The 25,391-nt window shown below is 43.8% G+C and carries 24 protein-coding genes; 11 read left to right on the top strand and 13 right to left on the bottom strand.

The features are described 5' to 3' along the window. Positions 1–6: 6 nt before the first annotated feature. The 12 genes from AC2A4J_RS03545 to amaB all read right to left on the bottom strand — a co-directional run bounded on the left by AC2A4J_RS03545 (position 7) and on the right by amaB (position 14,904). A complete protein-coding gene (locus AC2A4J_RS03545) occupies positions 7–720 on the bottom strand; it encodes an ABC transporter ATP-binding protein (RefSeq protein WP_255826541.1) in 714 nt (237 codons plus the stop codon). Continuing rightward, positions 717–1,598 (bottom strand): ABC transporter ATP-binding protein, encoded by an 882-nt coding sequence (locus AC2A4J_RS03540; protein WP_255826543.1) that lies wholly within the window; start codon positions 1,596–1,598, stop codon positions 717–719. The genes AC2A4J_RS03545 and AC2A4J_RS03540 overlap by 4 nt, the downstream gene beginning before the upstream one ends. Then, a complete protein-coding gene (livM, locus tag AC2A4J_RS03535; protein WP_255826545.1) occupies positions 1,595–2,869 on the bottom strand; it encodes a high-affinity branched-chain amino acid ABC transporter permease LivM in 1,275 nt (424 codons plus the stop codon). The genes AC2A4J_RS03540 and livM overlap by 4 nt, the downstream gene beginning before the upstream one ends. Beyond that, positions 2,870–3,781 (bottom strand): ABC transporter permease subunit, encoded by a 912-nt coding sequence (locus AC2A4J_RS03530; protein WP_255826547.1) that lies wholly within the window; start codon positions 3,779–3,781, stop codon positions 2,870–2,872. Between the two features lie 109 nt (positions 3,782–3,890). Then, positions 3,891–5,003 (bottom strand): branched-chain amino acid ABC transporter substrate-binding protein, encoded by a 1,113-nt coding sequence (locus AC2A4J_RS03525; RefSeq protein ID WP_255826548.1) that lies wholly within the window; start codon positions 5,001–5,003, stop codon positions 3,891–3,893. 472 nt (positions 5,004–5,475) lie between these two features. After that, positions 5,476–6,630: a divergent polysaccharide deacetylase family protein gene (locus tag AC2A4J_RS03520; RefSeq protein WP_484174942.1), complete on the bottom strand. Its 1,155-nt coding sequence runs from the start codon at positions 6,628–6,630 to the stop codon at positions 5,476–5,478. Positions 6,631–6,669: 39 nt separating this feature from the next. Beyond that, positions 6,670–7,956 (bottom strand): S41 family peptidase, encoded by a 1,287-nt coding sequence (locus AC2A4J_RS03515; RefSeq protein WP_484174941.1) that lies wholly within the window; start codon positions 7,954–7,956, stop codon positions 6,670–6,672. A gap of 52 nt (positions 7,957–8,008) precedes the next feature. Further along, complete coding sequence (locus AC2A4J_RS03510) at positions 8,009–9,148, bottom strand: murein hydrolase activator EnvC family protein (RefSeq protein ID WP_255826552.1); 1,140 nt, start codon at positions 9,146–9,148, stop codon at positions 8,009–8,011. A 7-nt stretch (positions 9,149–9,155) separates the two neighbouring features. After that, positions 9,156–10,685 carry a 2,3-bisphosphoglycerate-independent phosphoglycerate mutase gene (gpmI, locus tag AC2A4J_RS03505; RefSeq protein WP_255826553.1) on the bottom strand — a complete coding sequence of 510 codons (1,530 nt, stop codon included), beginning with the start codon at positions 10,683–10,685 and terminating at the stop codon, positions 9,156–9,158. Between the two features lie 112 nt (positions 10,686–10,797). Continuing rightward, the gene (locus tag AC2A4J_RS03500) at positions 10,798–11,700 is read right to left on the bottom strand and encodes a LysR substrate-binding domain-containing protein (protein ID WP_255826554.1); all 903 of its coding nucleotides are present in this window, start codon (positions 11,698–11,700) and stop codon (positions 10,798–10,800) included. Positions 11,701–11,965: 265 nt separating this feature from the next. Continuing rightward, a complete protein-coding gene (locus AC2A4J_RS03495; protein WP_484174940.1) occupies positions 11,966–13,237 on the bottom strand; it encodes an NAD(P)/FAD-dependent oxidoreductase in 1,272 nt (423 codons plus the stop codon). A gap of 122 nt (positions 13,238–13,359) precedes the next feature. Beyond that, positions 13,360–14,904: an L-piperidine-6-carboxylate dehydrogenase gene (amaB, locus tag AC2A4J_RS03490; protein ID WP_484174939.1), complete on the bottom strand. Its 1,545-nt coding sequence runs from the start codon at positions 14,902–14,904 to the stop codon at positions 13,360–13,362. Between the two features lie 196 nt (positions 14,905–15,100). On the opposite strand from amaB, the gene AC2A4J_RS03485 reads away from it, so the two are divergent. From AC2A4J_RS03485 to AC2A4J_RS03445, 9 genes are all read left to right on the top strand, one after another. Beyond that, positions 15,101–15,970: a LysR family transcriptional regulator gene (locus AC2A4J_RS03485; RefSeq protein WP_484174938.1), complete on the top strand. Its 870-nt coding sequence runs from the start codon at positions 15,101–15,103 to the stop codon at positions 15,968–15,970. Positions 15,971–16,088: 118 nt separating this feature from the next. Then, positions 16,089–16,892, top strand: coding sequence for a 2-oxoadipate dioxygenase/decarboxylase family protein (locus AC2A4J_RS03480; protein ID WP_484174937.1), 804 nt, complete (start codon positions 16,089–16,091; stop codon positions 16,890–16,892). A gap of 147 nt (positions 16,893–17,039) precedes the next feature. After that, positions 17,040–17,474 carry a rhodanese-like domain-containing protein gene (locus tag AC2A4J_RS03475; RefSeq protein ID WP_484174936.1) on the top strand — a complete coding sequence of 145 codons (435 nt, stop codon included), beginning with the start codon at positions 17,040–17,042 and terminating at the stop codon, positions 17,472–17,474. An 11-nt stretch (positions 17,475–17,485) separates the two neighbouring features. Continuing rightward, positions 17,486–17,740: a glutaredoxin 3 gene (gene grxC, locus AC2A4J_RS03470; protein WP_255826560.1), complete on the top strand. Its 255-nt coding sequence runs from the start codon at positions 17,486–17,488 to the stop codon at positions 17,738–17,740. A gap of 78 nt (positions 17,741–17,818) precedes the next feature. Beyond that, entirely contained in the window at positions 17,819–18,298 is a 480-nt protein-coding gene (secB, locus tag AC2A4J_RS03465; RefSeq protein ID WP_255826561.1) for a protein-export chaperone SecB, read from the top strand. Positions 18,299–18,555: 257 nt separating this feature from the next. Continuing rightward, entirely contained in the window at positions 18,556–20,223 is a 1,668-nt protein-coding gene (locus AC2A4J_RS03460; RefSeq protein ID WP_484174935.1) for a COG3014 family protein, read from the top strand. A 54-nt stretch (positions 20,224–20,277) separates the two neighbouring features. Further along, on the top strand, positions 20,278–20,904 hold the full coding sequence (locus AC2A4J_RS03455; protein WP_484174934.1) for a penicillin-binding protein activator LpoB: 627 nt from the start codon (positions 20,278–20,280) through the stop codon (positions 20,902–20,904). A gap of 2 nt (positions 20,905–20,906) precedes the next feature. After that, positions 20,907–21,935: an LPP20 family lipoprotein gene (locus AC2A4J_RS03450; RefSeq protein WP_484174933.1), complete on the top strand. Its 1,029-nt coding sequence runs from the start codon at positions 20,907–20,909 to the stop codon at positions 21,933–21,935. A 108-nt stretch (positions 21,936–22,043) separates the two neighbouring features. Then, positions 22,044–22,376 carry a PBPRA1643 family SWIM/SEC-C metal-binding motif protein gene (locus tag AC2A4J_RS03445; protein ID WP_484174932.1) on the top strand — a complete coding sequence of 111 codons (333 nt, stop codon included), beginning with the start codon at positions 22,044–22,046 and terminating at the stop codon, positions 22,374–22,376. 87 nt (positions 22,377–22,463) lie between these two features. Here AC2A4J_RS03445 and pobA read toward each other — a convergent pair whose 3' ends face one another. Beyond that, positions 22,464–23,666: a 4-hydroxybenzoate 3-monooxygenase gene (gene pobA / locus AC2A4J_RS03440; RefSeq protein WP_484174931.1), complete on the bottom strand. Its 1,203-nt coding sequence runs from the start codon at positions 23,664–23,666 to the stop codon at positions 22,464–22,466. A 290-nt stretch (positions 23,667–23,956) separates the two neighbouring features. Between pobA and AC2A4J_RS03435 the strand changes: the two genes are divergently transcribed. Together AC2A4J_RS03435 and AC2A4J_RS03430 are read left to right on the top strand one after the other, a co-directional pair. Continuing rightward, positions 23,957–24,853, top strand: coding sequence for a helix-turn-helix domain-containing protein (locus AC2A4J_RS03435; RefSeq protein ID WP_484174930.1), 897 nt, complete (start codon positions 23,957–23,959; stop codon positions 24,851–24,853). Positions 24,854–25,008: 155 nt separating this feature from the next. Beyond that, a complete protein-coding gene (locus AC2A4J_RS03430; protein WP_484174929.1) occupies positions 25,009–25,194 on the top strand; it encodes an RSP_7527 family protein in 186 nt (61 codons plus the stop codon). The last annotated feature ends 197 nt before the right edge of the window (positions 25,195–25,391 follow it).

Genomic DNA, 25,391 nt, shown 5'->3' with positions numbered 1-25,391 from the left:
TAGATGTTAATGACCGCCTAAGTATGCTTCACGCACTTCAGGGTTCACCAATAACTCTTGACCAGTTCCCGTCATACGTATTTCACCATTCACCATCACATAGCCTCGATTAGCCAGTTTTAGGGCGTGGTTGGCATTCTGCTCAACTAGGAAGATTGTCATCCCTGTGCTAGCAACATCCTTCAGAATCTGAAAAATTTGCTTAACGATAATGGGCGCCAGACCTAAACTAGGCTCATCTAATAACAACAATTTTGGACGACTCATCAAGGCACGAGCAATGGCCAACATTTGTTGTTCACCACCAGACATCGTTGAGGCGCGCTGATTGCGACGCTCTTTCAGCCTAGGGAATAAATCAAACATGTGCTGCATGTCTTCTTCCGCATGATCCATGCCGATTGGGATTGTCCCCATCAGCAAATTCTCTTCTACTGACATGCCTGGAAAAATTCGGCGACCTTCAGGCGATTGAGCCAAACCATGGGACGCGACATAGTGAGCCGATTTTTGTGAAATATCTTCACCACGGTAAATAATCTCACCTGACGAAATACGCGGCTGCCCAAAAATAGACATTAACAAGGTAGACTTGCCCGCTCCATTCGCACCAATCAAGGTAACAATTTCACCTTCCTCGACCGTCAAAGAGACTTTTTTCAAGGCTTGAATGGGGCCGTAATGAACGTCAACGTTTTTAAATTCCATTAATGTAGTCATAGGGTTACCTCTTCACCTTCTTCTGCACCAAGGTAAGCAGCAACAACCTTTGGATTACTCTTAATATCATCTGGACCACCTTTGGCAATAACCACCCCATGATCCAACACAACGATGTAATCGGAGATGTCCATAACCATGCCCATGTCATGCTCGATCAACAACACCGTCGTGTTATGTTCATCACGCAACACACGAATCATTTTAGTAAGTGCTTCTGTTTCAGAAGGGTTCAGACCGGCTGCAGGCTCATCCAGACAAACAATTTCAGGATTAGTACACATGGCACGCGCAATTTCTAAGCGACGCTGTTGACCATAAGAAAGTTCACCAGCTAAACGGTTAGCAGACTCGACCAGATCAACAACACCCAGCCAATAAAAAACACGTTCTAAGGCTTCTTCTTCCGCTTTTCTATACGCTTTCGTATTCAAGATACCGGAGATTAAGCTGCGATTGACTCGCATATGCTGAGCAACCAGCAAGTTCTCAACCACCGACATTTCTTTAAACAAACGAATATTCTGAAAGGTTCGAGACAAACCTGCGCGGTTTACAAGGTGAGAACCACCAAACATTTTGTACTTAAGACGAGCAAAAAATGCGACAGGTGAGAAAAAGTCAGTCACCTTAAATGGTTCGCCAAGCACTTTAATGATGCTGGTTTCTTTGCCGCCAGCCGACAAAATAATTTTTCCGCCTGTCGCCTTATAAAACCCTGTTAAACAGTTAAATACAGTCGTTTTACCAGCGCCATTCGGTCCAATCAGAGCGGATACAGAACCGCGCTTAATATCAAAAGTCACATCATTTAGTGCTTTAATACCACCAAAGTGCATCACCAAGTTTTCAACTGCTAAAATATTTTCTTGGCTCATTTAACTACCCCTTTTTTCGCAGCAAAACCTGTTCGAGTAACACGAACAATACCTCGAGGTTTCCAAATCATCATTACTACCATCAGAATACCAAACATCAACACACGGTATTCTGCGAACTCCCTTAACATTTCAGGTAACACAGTCAAACAGAAGGCAGCAATAACAACACCTAGTGTCGATCCCATACCGCCAAGTACTACGATAGCCAGTATCAAAGCGGACTCGAAGAAGGTAAACGACGATGGGTTAACGAAGCCTTGGTATGTCGCAAAAAACACACCAGCTAAACCACCAGTTGATGCGCCCAACATAAATGCCGAAAGTTTTACTAATACATGGTTTAAACCTAATGAACGGCAGGCAATTTCATCTTCACGAAGCGCTTCCCATGCACGGCCAATTGGCATTTTCACCAAACGATGCTTAATAAAAAGCACGGCCCATACCACTGCGAACAATACGATATAAATGAACATGTATTTATAGGCAGAATCATAAGGGATATTAAAGAACTCGTGGAAGGTTTCACCGTCTCTCGACCTACGTTTAAACTCTAGGCCAAAGAATGTTGGCAGAGGCGCAGATACACCATTAGGACCATGAGTGAAGGATGCCCAGTTCGTCAAAATAAGACGTATTATTTCACCAAAACCTAGCGTCACGATCGCCAGATAGTCACCATGCATTCGCAACACAGGAAAGCCCAGTATTGCACCAGCGATCGCTGCCATTATTGCGGCAATTGGCAACATCGACCAGAAACCCAGTCCTAAATTTTCGTAACCCAATGCGAGACCGTAAGCACCGATGGCATAAAAACCAACAAAACCTAAATCTAGTAAGCCAGCTAATCCAACAACGATATTAAGGCCAAGCCCCAACAATACGTATATCAAACCAAGAATAATAACGGTTAGGACATATTTTGATGCAATAAATGGCACCAAAAGACCAATCGCTATCACTAATGGAATAATCCATACCATTTTAGATTTATGCCCTGGCGGAAGAACCTCTACACCTTCATCGTTATTAGCATAACGAAAGGCCATTGCGATGCCTCTTTCTGTCTGCAAAAAACTGGACATAACAAAACGTCCAATGGCAACCGCTGCGACCATCCAAGCCACTTTTCCAAACTCAGTATTAAAACCGTAACCATCCAGCACAACACCAACGATTGGACCAAACAAGATCAACGCCATAAAGCCAGCAATCAGAGCATCAATACTACTTTTCTTAAAATTTATTCCTACAGTTTGGCTCATTTATACTTTCTCCACTTCAGGTTTGCCGAGAAGGCCACTTGGGCGAACAATCAAAATGAGAACTAACAAAGAGAATGAAAATACATCTTTATAATCAGAACTAATCAACCCAGCGAACAAAGCCTCGGACAAGCCAAGAATCAGCCCACCTAACATGGCTCCAGGTAAAGACCCAATACCGCCCAACACAGCTGCAGTAAAGGCTTTAATACCAATGATAAAACCAACATAAAAATCAAAAGCACCGTAATCTAGGGTAACCAGAACACCCGCCAATGCCGCCATAACAGCACCAATAACAAAAACAGTTGAGATAACTTTGTCTGTATCTATGCCCAAAATAGACGCCATTTTTCGGTCTTGCTGAGTAGCACGACACATACGGCCCAATTTGGTTTTTTGGATAACATAGGTAAGTACACCCATGCCTAAGATAGAAATAAACAGAATCAATAGCTTCATATAGGTGATCTGTACAAAGCCATCACCCACATTAAAACGCAATGCACCCGTTAAAAGAGTCGGTACACCTTGCTGATTAGCACCCTGACTAAGTTGTACATAGTTTTGCAAAATCAAAGACATACCGATTGCGGAAATCAATACGGCTAAACGACTAGAGCTACGTAATGGGCGGTATGCGATACGTTCAATTACCCACCCATAAGCCCCTGTTACAGCAACGGTAAGAAACAATGTGCCGACAAGAATAATAGGAAAAGATTCGATACCGAAAAAAGTTAAAATCGCAAGAGCAATTGCGGTGATATAAGCTGACACCATGTACACATCGCCGTGGGCGAAGTTAATCATGCCTATGATGCCATATACCATGGTGTAACCGATCGCAATGAGTCCGTATACAGAACCAAGGGTAAGACCGTTTACCAGCTGCTGGAGAACGATATCCATCGTAAGACCTCGTGGGAATTTTTTTAATATAGAGAGCATGTTTACCAGCGCAATCCCTGGCTGGTAAACATGTGTAGGTTATTACTGAAATGTAAAAACTAAATAGAAATTAATCTACTACGTGATATTTGCCTTGACCGTCCCACTCATACATAACGTAATCAGAAACAGTCAAATCACCTTTATCATCAAAGTTTTTCTTACCCATTACGGTATCTATAGAATGAGATTTCAACCACTCAGCCCCTTTGATTGGGTCTAAGTTGTTGTTAGATAGAGCTGCGACAGCAACTTGCATCGCTGTATAAGAGTACAGAGTGTAACCTTCTGGCTCATAACCGCCGTCACGGAATTCTTTGATAACTTTTTTACCTGATGGGTAAGAGGTTGGTGGCGCACCAAATGTCATCAGTACACCGTCTACGTATTTAGGAGAACCGGCAACAGAAACAAACTCATCGGATACGATACCGTCTCCAGAAATGAAGATTGCTTTAGAACCTTGCTCACGCAACTGGCGAACTAATGGACCAGCCTCAGAATGAAGACCACCGAAATACACAACATCAGCGTCTACAGAGCGGATTTTTGTAATCAAGGCGTTGAAATCTTTCTCGCCACGAGTCAAACCTTCATACATGACTTCTTTTACGCCATAAGCGTTAAGCGTTGACTTCATAGCATCAGCAAGACCTTTACCGTAGGTGTCTTTATCATGAATAACGGCTACGCGCTTTGCGTTTAATTTATCCACAATATAGCTTGCTGCCACATCGCCTTGCTGATCATCACGACCACATACGCGGAAAACGTTTGGCAAACCTTGGTCAGTAAGCGTTGGGTTAGTCGATGCCGGTGTTACCATGATTACACCCGCTTCTTCGTAGATTTTGGAAGCTGGGATAGAAGAAGATGAACAGAAGTGACCAACAACAGCAAGCGCGCCATCAGAGTCTACCAAACGGTTAGCAACCGATACGGCTTGTTTAGGTTCACAAGCATCATCCGCTTTTACAAGCTTGATCATTTCGCCGTTAACACCACCCGCAGCATTAATATCCATCGCTGCTTTTTCGGCCCCTTTCCATAATTGCTCACCGAAAGCTGCATAAGCTCCCGTATGAGGACCCGCAACACCAATGACAACATCTGCTTGAGCCAATGTCGCAGCCCCCGCAACAGCAAGAGAAATTAATGTTTTTCTAACAACCGCATTTGACATAAGAAAAGCCTCTACTCGTTTTGTGTTTTATCGTTATTATTCAAAAGCAAGAAGCGTTCCAATAATTAAACCCTAAAGAAAAGGCATAAATAATGGAACTTTCACAGCAACTATTCAAAAAATGTGCATCTTTATGATGCTACACATTAATATCAGACTAAACTTTGGTCAATAGTAGTGCATGCAAATATTGAAAATAGCTTAGATAAAAACCTAATTTTCCATAAATAAGAAAAATTAATCACTGCGTATTATAAGTTTTGTGGTGTTTTATTCTGAAACAGGAAAAGCCCTGCACTAAGCGAGAGCAAATATTGGAGATATTGTATCGGTGGGTGTAATGACTTCGATGAATCCATTACAAATATAATCGTTGTCTTATAATTTAGTACAAAAAACCAGCAAAGGTATTTTAAAAAGGTCGGATTTTTTATCAAAAACCTCTGGTTTTATCAAAAATCTGAATATCTATTTATTTCTCAGACGAAATAGAAGGAGGTATCAACACCGGCGAAGAAGTAAGTAAGTCAGACAAGTGCACTAGACGAACACCGTCCTTATCTAAATGATTGAGACGCTTTTTAAGATAAGCCATGGTCTCCGGATAGGGATGCCCAATTGCCAAAGCACTTCCATGTAATCTAGCGAGCTTCAATAATCGAGAAAACTGTTTATCGATTGCTTGTTCAGTACGAATGTTATCCAAGAAGACATCTCGACTAACGGTTTCCAACCCATGCTCCTGTGCTGTCTTTTCAGCCACACTTTTTGGGCTGGTAAGGCTGTCGATAAAAAATAGTGAACGGCCTTTAAGGGTTTCCATTACCCATTTCATGGGCTCCGCTTTCGTCGTTAGCAGGCTCCCCATGTGATTGTTTACACCTTGTATGCCTGGCAAACCGTCCAGGTCTTTGATCAGCGTCTCTTTTAGTTCGTGTTCGGTCATCTTGGCGTATAGCCCACCTGGGCCAAGCTTTAATTCGCGCTGATTCTCCATTGGAGCATGCAGCAAAGTGATTCGCTTTTGCTTCTGTGCCGTTAATGCTGTTTGAGTCGCAAATGGCGTACTGGGCAAAATAGCCAACGCGACCTCTGTCGGCAATGACAAGGATGATTCCATACCATGGCGGTTGTAACCTAGGTCATCAATCAAAATCGCAATTCTTGGCATTTTTGGATGGGTATCAACCGCTAATTTTTTGGCCGGAGCCACTTCTTGCTTAGACTTATTCTCTTTTGTGTTGGGCTTTATAGAGGGTGAAACCACTTTCGTATCTGATTGAGCGGGCGCATCTAAAAAAGGCACAATCGCTGGTACCCAAGGCTTAACAGCCTCAAACATAGGCTGGCTGATCGATTTTGGCGAGTCAGTAACTACAGGATGTTCTGACGGCTTCTCCGGTTCATTTTTTAAAGTGGGCAAAACTGGACCAAGGTGCTGAGGAAGAACCTCTGGCACCTCAAAAAAGGTTTCATTTTCTGTCGGCTCACCTTGACCAGCCATGTCATTGGCAGCACTCACTGAAACATATTCGACACGATCTAACTCTGTCTCTGACGCGTTTGCTCCACCTGAAAGAACAAGCAAACTAAATATAACCACTACAAATTTATTAAAATCAAACAAGCGCGTTTTTACCAAAAATATATATGAAAAATGACATTACTACTTCTGAGCTAGCTTAGGTAGCGTCTTCAAAATAGTCACTGCTTGGAATAGCTGAAAATCTGTTTTTGCTAGCTCACCAATATCCGACTTTACATCGGCACTGGTGCGCTCTTCTCCGCCTGTTCCATTACCTAAGTGCCCTTTTAGCTCGGCTTCTTTGACAAAAAACTGCCCTTTATCAAAAGTTAAAGTAGCCTGTGGAACCACCAAATCAGGCGTAATACCTTGCGCTTGGATAGAGCGGCCATTTGGTGTGTAATACAAGGCGGTGGTTAATTTCACCGCATCACCATTAGACAAGGGCACTACTGTTTGAACAGAGCCTTTACCAAAAGACTCTGTTCCTAAAATCACGGCACGTTGATGATCTTGCAGGGCGCCAGCAACAATTTCTGAAGCGGATGCAGAACCTTCATTAATCAGCACAACGACTGGCACTCTATCGAATTTGGTGTTTTTCTCTGTCGCCATATACTGACTTTTAGACAATTCATGACGGCCATTGGTATACACAATCATGCCTTTATCGATAAAAGCATCCACCACACCAACCGCGCTTTGTAATACACCGCCAGGATTATTACGAAGATCTAAAACAACACCTTGAATTTTACTTTCTTTACTAAGCTTATCAATGGCTTGGTGAAATTCTGAGGCGCTGTCACCTTGGAACTGACTAATTCGAAAGTACGCAATACCATCACCTAACCATTTATCAGTGACACTTGCATCTTCTATTAAGCCGCGCGTTAATTCATAGTGTTTCAGCTCACCATCACGTTCAATATCCAGCGTCACAGTAGAGCCAATTTCACCACGCATTAGCGTTACAATGTCTTTCATTCCCAAATCTGTGATCAAGGTATTATCAATTTTTATAATGACATCACCTGGCAAGATCCCAGCTTCAGCCGCCGCCGAACCATCAACAGGCGTTACGATCGTCAGGCGCTTATCTTTCATCTCAACTTCAACGCCAATGCCTGCGTAGTTTCCGGAGGTTAGTTCATTAAAGTCGACTAATTCTTCTTTGGTGAAATACTCAGAATGCGGATCAAGACCTGATACCATTCCCTTTAATGCCTTATGAAGAATATCTTGATCAGACATCACCTCAACGTAGCCCTCACGGATCGTCTCAAAGGTTTCCACAAAAGACTGAATCTCAGCGGTAGGCAACTTAGACTGCTCTTTAGTATCGGCAGTAAGCTGCGCTGAAAAGGCAGGTTGAACCAATAACACCATAAATAAAAAAGAGATGCGTTGACGCAAAGTGTTGATCATTTTTCTTCCTATAACGTTATGCGCTGACCGCAAGTTTTAGTGTGTACTGTCATTACCCTGCGTTCACCCAAGAAAGTGGTTTTAATGGCGTACCATTATGTCGAATTGCAAAAAATAATGCAGGATCAGGACGGCCACCCGTACTACCAACCATGGCTATCGTATCGTTTGCTCCAACCCATTCGCCCACTTCTTTCAGTAAGCTTTGGTTGTAGCCATATAATGACATGTAACCATCACCATGGTCTAAAATAAGTAAAAATCCAAAACCACGCATCCAGTCAGAAAAAACCACTCTACCCGAAAAAATAGCATGAACAGGTTCGCCTTCTTTCGCACGTAAAGTAACACCACCTAGGTTAATACTGCCGTTGGATGACAAAGCTGAGAGTGTTTTTAAAGGACGAACCAATTTGCCACGTTGCGATGAGAAAGGCACATCTTGGTCTGGAATCTGAATATCTGCCAAGGCTTCTTCCAAGCGTTGCAACATATCCTGTAGGTTTTTCTGATCTTGAACTAATTGCTTAGAGCGCTTATCGCCCTTCGCTAAATCTTTGTCCAATTTGGCCAATAAATTACGTCGATCCGCTTGCTGGCTAGTCAGACGACTACGCTCTGCTTTTAATTCAATTTCTTCTTTGGCTTGCTGTGCTCGGTGACTACGAATGCTCTTTTCAACCAAGTTCAAATCGCTCACTTCGGTCACAAAGCCATTGATAAGGGACTGTCTAGCATTAGAAAAGTAGCGATTGTATTGCACCAAACGCTGAGCTTCTTCAGAGTTATCGCCATTCAATAACAGCTTGATACTTTCTTCATTGCCGGAACGATAAACCGCCCTTAATTGGGCGGCTATTTGTTCATTTTGTTGTTGAATACTTAATTGGAGAGACCGCTGCTGTACTCTTAACTCCCCCAGCTGCTTTTCTCCTTTTTTTAAGCTATCTTGAATATTCTGGATCTTTTTAAGCAGCTCTTGAATGTCTTTCTCTTTAGTTTCAAGCTGCTTTTCCACGTCAGATCGCTCAGATTTCACCTCTTTCAACCAGCTATTAAGCTTTTTCAGGTCTTTCTGTAATGCCTGAATCTGTTGTTTCGCTTCTTCTGGCGTTTGAGGTTCACCTGCCGCCCAGCCAACGCTGGACAACAGGAATAAACTCAAAAAAAGATGGCGGAATAATACGGTCATTCTTGCCTCAATCTCGTGTCAGCAAGCTGACACCCGTCATCTCAGCAGGTTTTTCCATTCCCATCATATCGAGCAAAGTAGGCGCAAGATCACACAATGCCCCTTCTTTAATGCCTACTCCTGGAGTTGGAGAAAACAGCACCAAAGGCACAGGACCAATTGTGTGCGACGTTAAAGGCTGAGCCCCATCATCACTTAACATTTGTTCAACGTTGCCATGATCCGCAGTGATCAAACATTGGCCGCCATTCACTTTTAAGGCTTCAATAATACGACCTAAACAAGCATCAACGGCTTCTACCGCTTTCACTGCTGCTTCAAAAATACCACTGTGTCCAACCATGTCACCGTTGGCAAAGTTACAAATAATGGTGTCGTATTTACCCGCTTCGATCACTTCCACCAGCTTATCGGTAACTTCTGGCGCACTCATTTCTGGTTTCAAATCGTAAGTAGCCACATTCGGCGATGGAATCAATTCGCGCTCTTCACCATCAAACAAGGCTTCTTCGCCACCATTAAAGAAAAAGGTGACGTGGGCGTATTTTTCGGTTTCCGCGATACGTAGTTGTTTCTTACCCTGCTTCGCCAACACCTCGCCCAAGGTATTTGTCAATGCAACAGGAGGAAACGCCACATCGGCTTTGATAGTAGAAGCAAACTCAGTAAAAGTAACAAAAGACGCCAGTTTCGGATAAACAGCGCGAGTGAAACCATCAAAGTCAGCTTCGGTAAAAGCACGAGTTAACTGACGAGCGCGATCTGGACGGAAGTTAGCGAAGATAATCGCATCGCCATCTTGAACGGGCGCAGACTCACCAACAATTGTGGCTTTTACAAATTCGTCATTTTCGTCACGATCATAAGCAGCTTGAATAGCCGCTTCCGCCGTATCAGCTTGGAACTCACCTTTACCTAGGACAATTGCATCGTAAGCCGTTTGCACGCGATCCCATCGATTATCACGGTCCATGGCATAGTAACGACCAGTCAAGGTAGCAATTTTGCCAACGCCTAGTTCTACCAGTTTAGCGTCTAGTTCAGCCGCTGGGGTTTTAGCAGAACGAGGTGGCGTATCACGGCCATCAGTGAAACCATGAACATAAATTGCTTTTGCACCGCGTTTGGCAGCGAGCTCACACATTGCCATGATTTGCTCATGGTGACTGTGAACACCACCATTAGAAAGCAAGCCTAAAATATGTACCGCTTTACCTGCACTTACCGCTTTATCAACCGCATTAACAAGAGCATCATTTTCAAAAAATGAACCATCTTCAATGGCTTTACCGATACGAGTAAAGTTTTGGTAAACCACACGGCCAGCACCTAAATTCATGTGACCCACTTCGGAATTACCCATTTGACCTTCGGGCAAACCCACCGCAAGACCAGACGTTTTTATAAGTGTATGTGGCTGATTATTCCAAAGTGCATCCCAGTTAGGCGTGTTCGCAGCAGCAATGGCGTTGGATTTGGAGGTTTCGCTGTATCCCCATCCATCAAGAATAAAGAGAGCGGTGGTTTTTTTGTTCATGTTAATCTATCCCGTAAATTGATCATGATTATGCCTCGATACTATCACAGGCTTGTAATTTAGTTACAGAGCAGCACAGCTATTCAGACTATTAATTTAATTAATAGAGTACCTAAGACTGATTTCGCTTCGCCATTAGCCAGTCCCGAAAAATCACCACTTGTTCAAGATCGGCCTTGTCGATCGGGTAAGACAGAAGATATTCGTGGGGAGTGGAAACCGCTTTACCAAAAGGAGCCACCAGCTCGCCATTTTGAAGACTACGTTCGGCAAGTATGGTTGGCATAATAGCAATCCCCATGCTGCTCTTAGCCGCTTCAAGCAACATATGAAAATGCGCAAAAGAAGCACCAGCAAAAGAGCCACTTTCCAAGCCTTGGGAAACCATCCAATCTGGCCAAGCATTAATGCGAGAGGACAAGTGCAAGAAAGGGAAGGACGTAACATCTTCAACTTTCCATGCTTCCAGTGGCTTGTCATCAATACGCGCCAATAACTCAGGAGAGCAAACAGCCACGACGCTTTCTTTCATCAACTGATAAGAAACAGCGCGAGGCCAATGGTCACCACCGTAATGCAAGATAATATCGATGCTTTCAGGGTCTATTTTAGCGGCGTCGTCTAAAGAACGAACTTTAATTTGAAATTGTGGGTGAGCGGTTTGAAATTCAGCCAGTAAAGGCATCAGCCAATAAGAAGCCAAGGTAGGCAAGGCCGAAATTGTTAACGTGGTTTTTTCATCTTCTCGATGCAACATGCGCAAACAGGCGTTTTCCATACCATCCAGTAGTGGCACCACTTCTTTATAGTAAGCCGCCCCCGTTCCAGTTAATACCAAGCGCTTATTAAGACGAATAAATAAATCTCGTGACAAAAACTCTTCAAGGTTGCGAATCTGTCGACTGACCGCACTCTGAGTAAGGTGCAACTCTTCAGCGGCTTTGGTGAAACTTAAATGTCGAACGGACGCTTCAAAACATTTTAATGCAGTTGACGATGGGATATAACGACGCATGTAGGCGTTACTCATTCACATAAATTAAAAGAAATAAATATAAAGGCAAAAAAGAAAGTAAAAACAATAAAGCAATAACTGTATCCTATATCACTCTTATTCCCAACCAGTAAAATAAAAAACGCACCATAAAGATGCGTTTTGAAAGAGCGATTAATCGCAGTAAACTTACTTAACCGCCGAACTAACCGAAACATTTACCATGTAGCGAACGAAGCAAAGACGAGCCTGTTTTTACAAAGTATTGGCGAGCGTAGTAATCATTCTAATCTAAAGCATGCGACTGCTGACCTAGATGATACGTATGCGCCCCCACTTCATAAAATAAACGCTTCAATTCTCGAAATGAAATATCTCTCAACACCGTAGTTGGAATGGATAAACTCTCTCTTCGGCCAGAAAGCCACTCAGCCAATTCCGCCCCCACCACAGTACCTGGACCAATACCTCGACCACTGTAGCCTGCCACACTAAACAAGCCTTTTTGTAGCTGCTGACAATGGGGCAAATGGTCTTCGCTGTAGGCGATTTTACCTGTCCAACAATAATCCCATTCCACTTTAGTTAAAATAGGGAACAATTCTGATATCCGCTGGGTCGCCCAGTTAGCATGAACTCCGCCTTCGCCACCCATGCCACCAAACACTAAACGGCCTTGCTGATCTAAGCGGAAAGAGCTCATTACCGTACAGGTATCCCAAACGCCTTCTTTATTTGGTAACACACTGGCCAATTGCACGTCGCTTAAAGGCTTAGTCGCCAACTGGGAATAAAATATAGGCACAAATTTACGTGCTTGTTCTTTCACTCCGAATTCGCTGTACGCATTCGTCGCGAGAATCACTTTTTCAGCATTTACCTGACCTTTTTCCGTGTGCAAAACCCAGCCATTTTCAGCAGGTTCAATTTTGCTAACGGGCGACTGATCAAAAAGCTTAGCGCCTTCTTTTAACGCCGCATGGGCAAGACCACGAGCGTAAGCTAATGGCTGAATCGTTCCAGCTCTTGGGTCAAACAAGGCAGAATTGAATTTACCAGAACCAATGCGAGCTTGGGCTTCTGCGGCATCCAACAACTGAACGGGCGCTCCGCGTTTTTTCATTTGTTCATAACGACGTTGTAATTGCGCCAAACCGTTTTTCCCCACGCCTGCGTGCAAGGTTCCGTTTCGCACAGGTTCGCATTGAATGTCGTATTCTTTAATTAGGCTATACACAAAATCAGGTGCCGCTGCCAATGCCTCGTACATAACATTGCCCGCTACTGCGCCAATGACCTGATCCAGCTGATCAGGTTCTAGCCAAACACCGGCGTTCGCCAAGCCAACATTTCGACCCGAGCCGCCAAAGCCAACCTCTTGCGCTTCAACCACAGCAACGGAAACACCAAATTTAGCCAGATGCAACGCGGCAGAAAGACCGGTAAAACCTGCACCGACGATCACTACTTCGACATCCACGCGCCCTTCAAGAGGCGTTAATACTGGCGCATCTGGAGAGCTTGCTCGCCATAACGAATTGCAGACTTTTTCTGACATAAGACGACCCCATTAAAGACATTGGCCAAACTGTTAGCCAAAACCTAAACAGGCGAGAACGCCTCGCCTGTAACTGACCTAAAAAAGCGCTTGCCTAAAGAACACTCCGCAAAAGAACATCCTTACTCAAAGACGATCCCTTGAGCCAACGGCAAATCACCACCGTAGTTCACTGTGTTTGTGGTGCGACGCATGTAGTTTCTCCATGCATCAGAACCAGATTCACGACCGCCGCCCGTTTCCTTCTCACCACCAAACGCACCACCAATTTCAGCACCAGACGTACCGATATTAACGTTGGCGATACCACAGTCAGACCCCGCTGGAGACATAAACATTTCTGCTTCACGCATACTTTCTGTAAACACTGCGGAAGATAGGCCTTGTGGCACTTCATTTTGGATTTCAATCGCTTCGTCAAACGTCTTGTAAGTCAAAACATACATGATAGGCGCGAAGGTTTCTTCATGAACGATTGGCGCATCGTGAGCAATACGAACAATCGCTGGACGCACATAGAAACCACCAGCAGGAACACCTTCAGTGACACGTTCACCACCGCAGACAACTTCACCGCCTTGTTTCTTGGCTGTTTCTAGAGCCGCTTGCATACGGTTAAAGCTGCCTTCATCGATTAGTGGTCCAACCAAGTTGCCTTCAACGATTGGGCTACCGACGCGAAGCGAACCGTACGATTTCGCCAAACGCTCAACCAAGCCATCAACGATAGATTCATGGGTAATCAAACGACGTAATGTTGTACAACGCTGACCTGCTGTGCCCGCTGCTGAGAAAACAATCGCACGCAGAGCAAGATCCAAATCCGCGGTATCAGACACTATCATGGCGTTATTACCGCCCAGCTCTAACAAAGAGCGACCTAACCGACCCGCGACAGTTTTCGCCACCGCACGCCCCATCACTGTTGAACCCGTTGCAGACACCAGCGGGAAGGTCTCGCTTGCGGCAATCGCTTCACCAAGATCACGATCACCTATCATCACAGACACAGACGCTTTCGGAATATCCGGCATACCTGCAATGACGTTTTGTGCTATTTGATACATGGCTAAGGCACACAAGGGCGCTTTTTCAGAAGGTTTTAATAGCACAGGATCGCCACAAACCAGACCCAACATGGTATTCCACGCCCAAACGGCCATAGGGAAGTTAAATGCAGTAATAACGGCAACAGGTCCTAGTGGCTGCCATTGCTCCATCATACGGTGACCAGGACGTTCAGACACGATAGACAAGCCATGTAACATACGCGATTGACCGACCGCGAAATCACACACGTCAATCCACTCTTGCACTTCACCCAAAGCTTCTGGGGTAATTTTACCCGCTTCCAAAGAGATCACTTCTGCCAATTCGTTTTTGTACTTACGGGCTTCTTCGCCAATACGACGAACCAATTCACCACGACGTGGCGCAGGAATGGTACGCAATACTTTAAAGGCGTCTTTAAGTTCAGCATTTACCTTGTTTAGCTGTGCTGGCGTTGCATTGTTAAAAGTAGACAATGTCGCACCATCAATTGGGCTACATGCAGAAAAACTCGTGCCGTCACCCAAAGCAAGCGTATTGCCCGTTAATACACTGTAAAAAGTATCGCCTTGTTTCAGGCTATTTACGCCCAATGTTTCTAAGCAAGTAAGTGACATAGGAACCTCTAAATTGTATGTAATAATTGATACGTGAATGCATTCACCTTAACCAGCCTAAGCCAGAATGAGAAATACCGTTTTCCTGCCAGTGGTCTAGTTTTTTCCTATGGCTAGATATTATGTCTATAGGTATATTAGAAAGGTGAACTAAATATCTTTAATCAGCCAAGTCATCTTTTAAAAGAGCAAGCCGATGGACATTCGATCATTACGTTATTTTATTGCTGTTTACGAAGAACGCAGCCTCAGCGCCGCTGCTAAGCGTTGCTTTGTGGCACAACCGTCCATATCAACCACGGTATCGCAATTAGAAGAGGATTTGGGCACCAAGCTTTTTGTACGTCATTCCAAAGGAGTATCGCCTACCGATAGCGGCTCCCAGCTCTATCCACACGCCTGTAAAATGGTCAGCGACCTCAGCGCCATGCGCAGTTTATTTACCGAAACGCCCACACCGCTGGCTTTGTCTATTTCACTCACGCCCTTTTTATCTGGCGCTTTAATCAGCCAAGTCATCAAAACCATGCTTGATGAAGTTCATGGACTAACGTTAAAACTTGTTGATGAATCTGAAAGCGCCGACCTACGCTTTACCTGTCAGCGTTACACCAACGATGAAGATGTGTTTTATCCTCTTTGGGAAGATGACTATGTGATCGCTATGCCGTTGGATCATTGGTTGGCGGACTTTTCTTCTTTGTCTATCAAACAAATAGACAAGCAACCCTTTATTTCTCGCACTCCATGCGACATTTTGGAATCTTGGAACTACTTGATGCAAAAACAGGAACTCACCACCGATGTTCGTGCGCAAGTAAAAACAGAAGAGTACGCGTTGGATTTAGTCGCTGCAGGCTTGGGGATTTCTCTGATCCCTGAACACTCGTCACGGGGACGAAATGACCTATGTTTACGGCCACTTAACGATGTGAAGTTAAAACGTGTGGTAGGCTTGGCGCATAAAAAAGAACGCAGTTTTCCGGCTCATCTTATCAATACTATCCTGACCGCTAAGCAACAGTTATTAATCAACAAGAACCCAACAGAAATACGGCTCGCATAACTTTTATGCATAACAAGGTGCGTTTTTACCTTTTGCATTTCTTGTAAGCGGTGGATTAGAGTAAGTCCTATTCGATAGAGATGACCTCTTTCCAAATTGACTAACTCAGGAGCGCTCCATGAAGCCCGCCGATTTTTTCGCATCCTTGTGGGATCACTACACAAACATCACGCCACAGGCTCAGCGTATCCAGCAATTATTTAAAAGCCATGGCGAAAACGTTCTGAATGATCACGTGGCTTTTCGTACTTTTAACAACTCACCCATCTCATTAGAAAAGCTTGAACCACAATTAGAAGCCATTGGTTACAAAGCCTACGGCGCATTTTTATTCGAGAGCAAACACCTAAAAGCCCGTTGTTACAAACATCAAACGGATGTCGATTCACCAAAAATTTTCCTATCTGAACTATTAGTAGAAGAACTGCCAGCAAACTGCCAAGACATCATTACTAAGTTCATCGCACAAATCCCAACGGATGCGGTACAAACACCCGCTATTTTTTGGGCCGGTAAATTATGGGAAACGCCAACAGAAGCGGAATACCTTACCCTTGCTGAACACAGTGAATATGCCGCTTGGTTATCGACTATGGGATTACAGGCTAACCACTTTACTGTCAGCATCAACCACTTGAGCAAATTCCCGACGATTGAAGAAGTGAACACATTGCTGCAAAACGAAGGGTATGCGTTAAACCAAGTCGGCGGTTTGGTCAAAGGCTCACCAGACTCTTTCTTAGAGCAATCTTCTACAATGGCAGACAAAGTCGATTACACCTTTGCCGATGGCAAACAAAAAACCATCCCAAGCTGCTTTTATGAATTTGCTCGCCGTCACACAATGCCAAACGGTGAACTGTTTGACAGCTTCATTGAAGGCAATGCCGACAAGATTTTTGATTCCACCAGCACTAAATGATGAATAAATAACTCGAAATAATAGAACGAGCCCACTTGGCTCGTTTTTTTCGAACTAATCTGACCTTCAGAGCATCATATATTTGTCACCTAGTGCTTGTAGTATGTACCGATTCGGCTGTCCGTGTATAATGCTGGCAGTTTAAATATGGGCCTTACGATTATGATGAACCAACTTATTGAATTTTCTATCAACCACTGGGAAATGGTCGCTGTCTTTTTAGCGATTCTTGCTACACTACTTTTTGTTGAAAGCAAAGGCGGCGCGCAAGGGCTTACACCTTCTGCTGCGACGAACCTAATGAACAGCGACGATGCTGTTGTTGTCGACATCCGTCCAGAGAAAGAATTCAGCACTGGCCACATCACAGGCGCGCTAAATATTCCTGCGACTAAGATGAAAGACAACATGAACCGCCTTGAGAAACACAAAGACGCCCCTATTATTATAGTTTGCAAATCTGGTGTAACGTCTGGCGCGAGCGCGAAAGACCTTAAAAAAGCTGGTTTTGGTAAAGTTTACAAACTACAAGGTGGCATTGCAGAATGGCAATCATCCAATCTGCCACTGGTTAAAGGATAAGAGAAAAAATTATGGCTACTGTCACTATCTACTCGAGCGATTACTGTCCATTTTGCGTTAGAGCAAAGCAACTGTTAACGGCAAAAAATGTTGCCTTTAACGAAATCCGCGTGGACGGAGAACGTGAACTACGACAAGAAATGATGGAAAAAAGTGGCCGACACACCGTTCCGCAAATTTGGATCGGTGAAAAACATGTTGGTGGATGCGACGATCTTTTTGCCCTTGAACGTGAACAAAAACTAGATACCTTACTTACACAATAGTAAGCAGATAAGTTATCACAGGGTATAAATGAGCTGCGCCCTCATCACTTTAATAAATTATTAAAAAAAGGAACTACGATGTCCGATACAGCTGAAACACCAGAAGCACAAACACAAGAAGCGCAAGCACCACAACTTTCTATGCAACGCGTGTTTTTGAAAGATATTTCTTTTGAATCTCCTCGTTCACCTATGATTTTCCAAGAAGAATGGAAACCAGAAGTGGGCTTAGAATTAAATACTAAAAGTCGCCAAGTTGGTGAAAGTGTTTATGAAGTTGTATTAGAAATCACTGTCACTGTAAAAAATGGCACAGAAACCGGCTATTTGGTTCAAGTACAACAAGGTGGTTTATTCGTTATTTCTGGTCTTGATGACCAGCAATTACATCACGCTTTGGGTGCTTTCTGTCCTGCTACTCTATTCCCATACGCTCGTGAAAACATCGATGCGATTGTAGTAAAAGGCAGCTTCCCAGCGATCATGCTTGCACCAATCAACTTTGATGCGCTTTATGTCGAAAGCCTACAAAAGCAGCAGGCTGAAACAACTCAATAAAACATTGAGTAATAAAACCATTAGAGTTACGAAAAAGGAGGCCACGCGCTTCCTTTTTTATTGCATAATAGAAATCGTTCGCCTTTTAGTGTCGCCAGTACTTTTAGTATCGTAAGAATATATGGAAGCTGTGATGAAAAAGAAAAAGAAACCTTGTCCAAATTGTCTCAGAGCGCGCTGGCTAGTCCTTTATCTCGCTTGTTTTGCATTATTTGCCCTTCTGTTCGCTAATCAGTTTTTAGATAAAGGAATGTAAAGTGAAGTGGGTATTTATTTGGGTAACTATTTGCTTACTGGCTGGCTGTGCAACCTACCAACAAGATATTGAAGAAGGTTTAAACCTAGCAAAAGAAGGCCAATGGAAAAGCGCTGAAGACAAACTGGAAGGGGTATTAGACAACTCACAAGACCAGCTACTCTACTATATGGAAATCGGCGCCCTCGCCCAAAACCAAGGAGATTTTGAACGCAGCAATACATTACTAGAAAAAGCAGAGCGATTAAGCGATACCTTTTTTCCTGATAATTTTTCGAATCGTTCCTGGGCACTGCTCAGCAACCCAAGACAAGGCGACTATCGCGGCAGCGGTCTAGAACGCGTTTACATCAGCTATCTCAAATCTTTGAACTACCTCGCTCTGGCTGAGCAAGAAAAAAATAGTTCTAAAAAGCGCCAACTCAATGATGCCGCCTTAGTAGAAGTACGACGCATTGACATCAAACTTAATGAAATCCGCGCCCAAACCCCAAGTTATCAAGACCTTAATGCCAAAGAAAACCAAGCCTTTTACATGAAGGCATTAAACTGGTTAGGTGACTTTTACACTGGCGGACGTGACACCGATAAATTCCTCTATCGTGATGATGCTTGGGCTCGTTACTTAGCTGGGCTGCAATACGAAATCGATGGCGAATTCGATGATGCGCGCATCAGTTATGAAAAAGCGGCTAACTTGTATGAAGACGGCTATGCAAAACAATACGCTTTGCCAAGCACGACAGCAGAACGAGCTTGGTTAGATGCGATTCGCATGATGCAAAAAGGCGGCTTTAGCCAGAGTGAAATTCAACAAAAAATAGACACTAAACTGTCTGCTGACATGCAAGCAACCCTTAAACAATACCATCAAGGTGATGCTGAACTGGTGGTACTAGAACACCAAGGTTTTATCCCTGATAAAAGCGAAATGACCTTGTTGCTGTATGCCGATCCACGAGCTTATTCATTGGTATTAGAGCCATTGCACGGCGGTGGAAACGTTGAAGTAAACGATGCCTTCCGCTGGTTTACTATGGTTTATGCCGACATTAATCCGCTCAACCTAATTGCCAACTATAAAGCTGGCGGCGCATGGGGAACCTTTTCAGGCATCTTCACCAAACGCGTAATTCTCGGACGTCCTGTTTGGCAGCAACTTAATGACATTAAAGTCGACAAGTTACTAACAGAGCAAACCATACGCGTGACGGTCCCTTATTATCGTCGCTTCACTTTGGATCAACATCAGCCAACATTGCAGGTAAATACACCCACTATCGCGCCTTTTAATAATAGCTTACGAATGACCTCTCTTGCCGACATCGCTTTTCAGGAACAACTGGCACAGGCCCAACGTGACATCTATGAAGGCTTGGTCAGAGAGCTATTGCGCAGCTGGTTAGCGTATCAAGTGTCGTCCAATGTGAAAGATCAAAATGCAGCGCTAATTTTGAACCTAATTGGGCAAGTCGCGGTATTTGCTTCATCCGCGTCAGATACCCGAAACTGGCTGACCCTACCGGCACAAGTAAGGCTCACTCGTGAGCCATTACCACCGGGCGAATACAATCCAGACTATACAGTGAATAAAAAAGCGTTTTCCCTAGGCAAGGTCAACTTAGAAGCCAATAAAATTAAACTTTGGAATCTACGCAACCCCTATTAAATTGATTACACTAACGGCTTGGCATCAGGCTAAAACGGACGTAAGGAAAATATTATGCGCATCGGCACACTCAAACAGTCTAACTTGATCTCTCTATCTTGGAAGGGGTTCATCGCCCTATCTATGACCCTGCTATTAACCGCGTGTTCCGGTAGTGTAAAACGCCTAGATACGAATGAAGACGTCATGTTGTCTGACCGTTGGAATGACACAGATTCTCGTCTAGTAGCAGAAGAAATGATGAGTGACATGCTGACCTTCCCTTGGTTCCGTGATTACAACTTCGGCAATAAAGGCAACCCAACAGTTATTGTCCAAACCATCCGTAACAAAACGTCTGAACATATTCCGGTAGATACCTTTATCAATGACATCAAACGCAGCCTATTACGTTCTGGTAAAGTCGATTTTGTCGTCTCTGGCGCAGAACGCGACGAAGTTCGTAGTGAGCGTGAAGAGCAAGAATTAAACGCAGCACCAGACACTGTCGCTAAGTTTGGTCTAGAACAAGGCGCAGGTTTCGCCCTATCTGGCTCTATCAACTCGATCGTTGATTCCAATGGCGACCAACGTGTTAGCTTCTACCAAGTTGACCTTAAATTGATTGATATGACGACAAACCGTGAAGTGTGGAATGGTCAGAAGAAAATCAAAAAACTGGCAGACAAAGGCTTTTTCTAATTATGAAACTTACCGCTCTACCAACATCGTATAACTGGATAATGGTAACGGGTCTATTATTCAGTCTAACCGGCTGTACAGGTTTAATGACAAAGTCCGAGCAAGCACCAGAGACAATACCAAACTGGGTATTGTCACCGCCTCGGGATAATACCTATTTATACGGTGTTGGCAGTGCGCCGCGCATTGAAAACATTGCGCTCGCCTTTAATCAGGCCGAGCAAAACGGTAATGCTCAGATCGCCCAACAGCTGCGAACACAAGTCAGTCAGATTAATACTCAAGATACGCAAGTTCGATCTGAACAAGGCGAAGAACAGGTTTCAAAAACACAAACGGCCTATACTCAAGTCACTACATCCCCTATTGAGTTAGAACAAACTAAGAACGAAAAACGCTTTGCTGGGGAAAACTACGTTTACGCCATGCAATCCATTGACCGTAGCCGCATTGTTGCCAAGCTCAAAGTTGCGATAAACGACACAGACGCGACAATTCGTGAAGAAGCCGCTTTGCTAAGCAAGGCCGACGACCAATATCCTGCCCCTCAGGATTGGCAAACATACATGCAGCTTATTCCGTATTTTGCCCAACGCAAATCCTATGAGGATGAACTCAGCCTATATTCGACCGAACGCACCAACGCAGGTAAAGCAGACGCTGATATCAATGCAATAGAAAAGCGGCTTAATCTCGCTCTAAGCCATTATGGATTTGATGTTTCGTCGACAAGGCATGCCGACCAATTAGCCAGTGCGCTCTCGCATTTTGGCCTAACGCCCAAAAGCGGCTCGCTTTTCAAACTAAATAGCAAAACCGTGCAACATACAGAAGAACAAGATGGACGTTTTTATGCTTTTGAAGACGGCACATTAGAACTTATCGGCCCATCGGGTTCTCGCTTGGCGTCTTGGACTGTCAGCTCCAGAGGCATTGCAAAAAGCCTCGGCAAAGCCAAAGAGCAAGCGTCTAACAGCTGGTCAAAACAAGCCATAGAAGCCATGTTTACTTGGCTAACTCGCTTGGATTAACGCCTTCCACCGTCATGAAAGATGTACGCTATGCTCTCTAAATTCTGTTAGACTGCGTTGCATTAAACCACTCGCCGTGAGTGGTTTTACATACCATTAGGAACACCAGTGTCAAAATTCTTTTATCGTGGTAGACCCGATATCATGGGTAAGCATAATTTGGGCAATTATCAGCCTAAGCCTAAAGTAAAACCTGGTAGCGAAGAGAACCCGCTCATTTTACAAGTACAAACGCCTGAGCGTGAGAGAGAAATAAACGCCATCTTGATGGCGAATGACTTGATCGCTGAAATTACGATTAACAGCGAAGTGGCCGAGGATATTACATCTTTGGATATGGTACTTAACAAACCTGCGCCACAAATCGTCGAAAAAGCACCACAACGCAATGACCCTTGCCCATGTGGAAGCACCAAGAAATACAAAAAGTGCTGCGGCTAGTAAATAAGCCGCTACAAAACAAAAAATAGCGACCATGATAGAAATGACATGGCCGCTATTTTTTTGCGATAGATCCATCCCTACAGGTTAAGCCAAATCCTCATAAGGTAAACCCACATACTGCATAGCAATAATACGACGACCTTCTTCATTGTCCGTATAAAAACTCAGTTCAGAACTCATGAATTTTTCATGGGTCGCCGCATCAGTGTCATGCACATCACCCTGACCAAAATCATGCAGCATGCTGGTCATCCACCATGAAAAACGTTCTCCGTGCCAAACACGACGCAAACAAATATCGGAATATTGAGAAATGCATTCTTTGTCGCCTTCTTTATAAACACGCGTCATCACTTTATACAAAGTCGCCACGTCAGAAGCTGCTAAATTCAAACCTTTAGCGCCAGTTGGAGGAACAATATGGGCCGCATCACCAACTAGAAACAAATTGCCGTATTGCATTGGCTCACACACAAAAGAGCGCAACGGCGCAATGCTTTTCTCAATACTTGGTCCAGTCACTAACTTAGCGGCCACGTCGTCAGGCAGACGGCGCTTTAACTCCGTCCAGAAATCTTCATCGCTCCAGTTTTCTACTTTGTCGGTCAAAGGAACCTGAAGATAATAACGAGAGCGTGTAGCGGAGCGCATGCTGGTCATGGCAAAACCACGATCCGTTTTACAGTAGATCAATTCGTCGTTTACTGGCGGCGTATCAGACAACACACCCAGCCAACCGAACGGATAAACACGCTCAAACTCTTTGCGGGAAGACTCTGGAATGGTTTGACGAGACACGCCGTGGAAACCATCACAGCCAGCAATGTAATCACAATCCAATCTGTGTAGCTCACCGTTCTGCTCAAAGGTCACATAAGGCACGTCGCTTTTCACATCATGCAGCGCCACATTGCTGGATTCGTAATAAGTGGTTAAACCCGCTTTCTCACGAGCGTCCATCAAGTCTCGGGTCACTTCGGTTTGCCCATAAACCATCACAGTGCTGCCACCAGTGAGTTTTTCCAACTCAATCTGCACGCGTTTGTTGTTAAACGCCAGTTCCACACCATGATGCACTTGGCCTTCACGATCCATACGTTCACCAACGCCTGCTTCACGCAACAAATCCGTCATACCTTGTTCAAGTACGCCTGCACGAATTCGACCTAGAATATATTCACCAGAGACTCGTTCGATAATGACATTATCAATGCCCTGCTTTGCTAAAAGTTGGCCCAGTAATAAACCTGATGGACCTGCACCAATAATGGCAACTTGCGTTTTCATGTTTCTCTCCAATTATTGTTATTTTCGATGTCGATTCAGTGATCAACTTCTTTATAACAACCATAATGGAAGATAAAGACATCAGGCGTTAGGTGATATTTACTCAAAAAATTGTACTTTTTGATTAAAATCAATTTTATAGAAAATCATCACTTACACAAATAAAAGTGACATTTTCAGCCTTTTACCCTATAAATATCGATAAATACCTGTTTATTTGTACTTTTTAACGAAAAGTAAAAATACTCTCTGAAAGTACATTTATGTCACTTTTAAATAAGAAGAACAAAATGCAAAAACAAAAAAATGACATCCCACACTTTGGGCTTTATGGTGAATCCAGCTGGATTAATGACTCTGAATTTTTCCATATTGAAGACATAGAATCTCGCAGCGGTGGCTTAGGCTGGAAGATCAGTCCACATCGTCACGCCCAGCTTTTCCAGATTCTGATTTTAAAATCAGGCGAAGCCAAAGTTCAACTCGACGAGCAGCAACAAAAACTACAAGGTGCGTGGGCGATTATTGTGCCTGCTGGTGTTGTCCATGGTTTTCGCTTCGCACCAGATACCGATGGCCGAGTCATCACCATTGCCGAACCTTTGCTTGAAGATACGTACGAAGAAAAAGCCGCCAAGTTTATTCAGCCGCTACTTAGTCGGGCCTGTTACATTGATTTTAACGGCCATAGAAATATGTTTTCCGAGCTTTGGCCGTTAATTCAGCAGCTGGAAAGCGAATCTACCCTTATTCGTGAAGGTCGCGCATTAATGAGTGAATATCTTATTAAAGCCATTTTACTGCTGCTCCACCGCCAACATAGCAATGGCGAGAGCAACGTCGCCAACAAAACCGAAGCCAGTGATGCACACCAACTCAAAGAGCTCATTGAGAGGCACTATCGCGAGCACTGGAGCAATCATCAATATGCCGATGCGCTTGGCACTTCCATCAGCCGCTTGAATAGGCTCAGCAAAACCACCTTTAACCAAAGCGTATTGGACTTAATTCATGATCGAGTTTTGTTAGAAGCAAAGCGTAGCCTGATTTATACCGCACGCTCGGTGGAAGAAATTAGCTACGATTTGGGCTTTAAAGATCCAGGGTATTTTTCACGCTTTTTCAAACGCTCCACAGGTATTCCGCCAGGAAAGTATAGAGTCCTCAGCAATCAGCCCTCAATATGAAGCCTTTGAACAATAACGGTGTGTTTGAAACCACCTAAAAGTCATTAGATGAATTTATCTAATCTATTAGCTGAAAATTGATCGTTTGCTGAATAATTGGTCAAAACCTAAAATAACAAGTGTCAAAAATGACTTAACTTTTTAGGAGAATCACTATGAATAACGATCTTAAATATGATGCTTTCGGTAACCTTGATGCGGATTACTATGTGGAAAAAGCGTATGAGCTACGTCGTCAATACTACGCTCAATTGACTAAAAAAGCGGTTGCTGGTGTTAAAACATTCTATGCAAAATTGACTGCTAATCGTTCAATGAAATCAGCTCAACCTCAGCACTAAAATTTCAGTACAACACCTTTACGTCAACTGTATTTGACTGGTTTATCTCCGTTGTTGTGAACAAAAAACAACAGCCGTTATAAAAGCAAATAAGGCATGACGATTAAAGAACCCAATGTTCCCGATGATCGAAAGGCAAGAATAAGAAATCGATCCGGTAACGGGTTTCTCTTCCCAAAAACACCTAGAAAACCCCA

The organism is Marinomonas sp. ATLA20 (assembly GCF_057180105.1).
The sequence above is the reverse complement of the archived record's forward strand: the minus strand, read 5'-3'. Positions and strand labels throughout refer to the sequence as shown.